Here is a 1,534-nt window from a genome sequence, read left to right on the forward strand (position 1 = left end):
CGTATTGGGGTAATCACTTTTGGTCAAAAGGCTACTGTGTCGATACTGTCGGAGTAGATGCAGAAATGATCCGTAAATATGTGAAGTACCAAGAAAAGAAAGAACGTCTCCAGCAGGAGATAGATTTCAGGAAATAATCTGCAATCTTGGGGCAACTCTCACCAGCCTTCTCTGAAGGCTGGCGGTTTCAGCCCCCTTATAGGGGGGGCATAAAGCAAAACCACGTTCTAAGAACGTGGATCATTTACTTGTTTTAGGTTTGAGGTCAATAAGACATCACAGAAAGGCGGCAATTTTAACAATTACGCCGCGTTTGGGTGCATACCTAAAGGTAAATATCTATTGTTTATATATTCCTCAGCTTCATAAATCGGATACCCGTTAAATTCGTTGGGCAACAAACCCTCATCGTTGAACATATAGACAATGACACGCATATGAGTATCAGTATCATCTCTTAGAAGAATGAACTTCGAGAATCCTGATTTAATAGCTCTCTGCGCTGCGTTTCTATATATAAATGAAACATCTAAATCGATGGTAAACCAAGGGTAGGTTAGAAGGTATTGATTTTCAGAGATAGCTTTATCTTCAGCCTGTAAAGGGTGCTTAACTGTAGAACAGGCTGTAAGTAACAAAGAAAAAATAAGTAGAGTCGTTATATGGATAATTCTTTTTATCATATTTTTGAAATTAGATTTAATTAATGGTTGGCACCTGATAAATGTTAACTTCTGGCAATTCCAGCTTTAACTAGATACTGCTTAAGGCTATCTGCAAAACTGGCCATTTCATCTCTATTAAATTTGGGTGCATTATCCCAGTCATAGAGCCAGGCAGGGTATGCTTTACGAGCTGCTTCTACGCGATCATGTATAAGTATTCCCAGTTAATCTATTCCTTGAGGTAATGACTAAAAAGGCGGGTGAGTGTGTAGATGATCTGTAGATATGTTCTAGATATAGGCATATTCACAGGCCGCAGATTGAATTGACTCTGTCTTGTGTTTCCTGAGTGAATTCATTGAGATCACTCTCCAAGAGTAGATTGCTACGTTTCCAAGATACAAGCTTAAGAATTGAATTACTTCTTTTCGGCTCATCAAACATTACACTTATTGCATAATCGACGTCTTCAATTTTTTTATAAAGTTCAAGGTACTATTTGTGATAATTTGAAGATGCCTTGGAAGATATTGCCTCAACTTCTTGAAACACATTTTTACACATTCTCTGTAAAAGCACTGGGTGAATAGCTCTGACTTTTTTCCAGTCACTCTCAGGAAGATACTTCATAATGACCTCTACTTATTGATCTGAGCACACCCTATGCATGAACTTTTTCTAAGCAAGCATAAGCGGTGTTCTCAGCTCGGAAGAACCCTAAAATCATTTTTTTCTTCCTCTGTATGGATTTCAATCCAGAACTGACCGCTCTGAGAAATTGATCTTTTGTTTTCAACGCCATACGACCAATGCGGCCTGACTTTAATACACTCCAAATGAGTTCTACTGGGTTCAACTCCGGAGAATAT

2 protein-coding genes are annotated in these 1,534 nt (G+C 38.5%); one reads left to right on the forward strand and one right to left on the reverse strand.

What is annotated here, in order from left to right:
- A partial coding sequence (locus WG89_RS28695) for a transposase (RefSeq protein WP_172806862.1) occupies positions 1-137 on the forward strand: 137 nt, incomplete at its 5' end.
- A gap of 1,189 nt (positions 138-1,326) precedes the next feature.
- Here the strand turns inward: WG89_RS28695 and WG89_RS31835 are convergent.
- Positions 1,327-1,534 (reverse strand): hypothetical protein (locus tag WG89_RS31835; RefSeq protein ID WP_216638587.1); only part of this gene is annotated, 208 nt, incomplete at its 5' end.

It is taken from the genome of Endozoicomonas arenosclerae (assembly GCF_001562015.1).
Taxonomy (GTDB): Bacteria; Pseudomonadota; Gammaproteobacteria; order Pseudomonadales; family Endozoicomonadaceae; genus Endozoicomonas_A; species Endozoicomonas_A arenosclerae.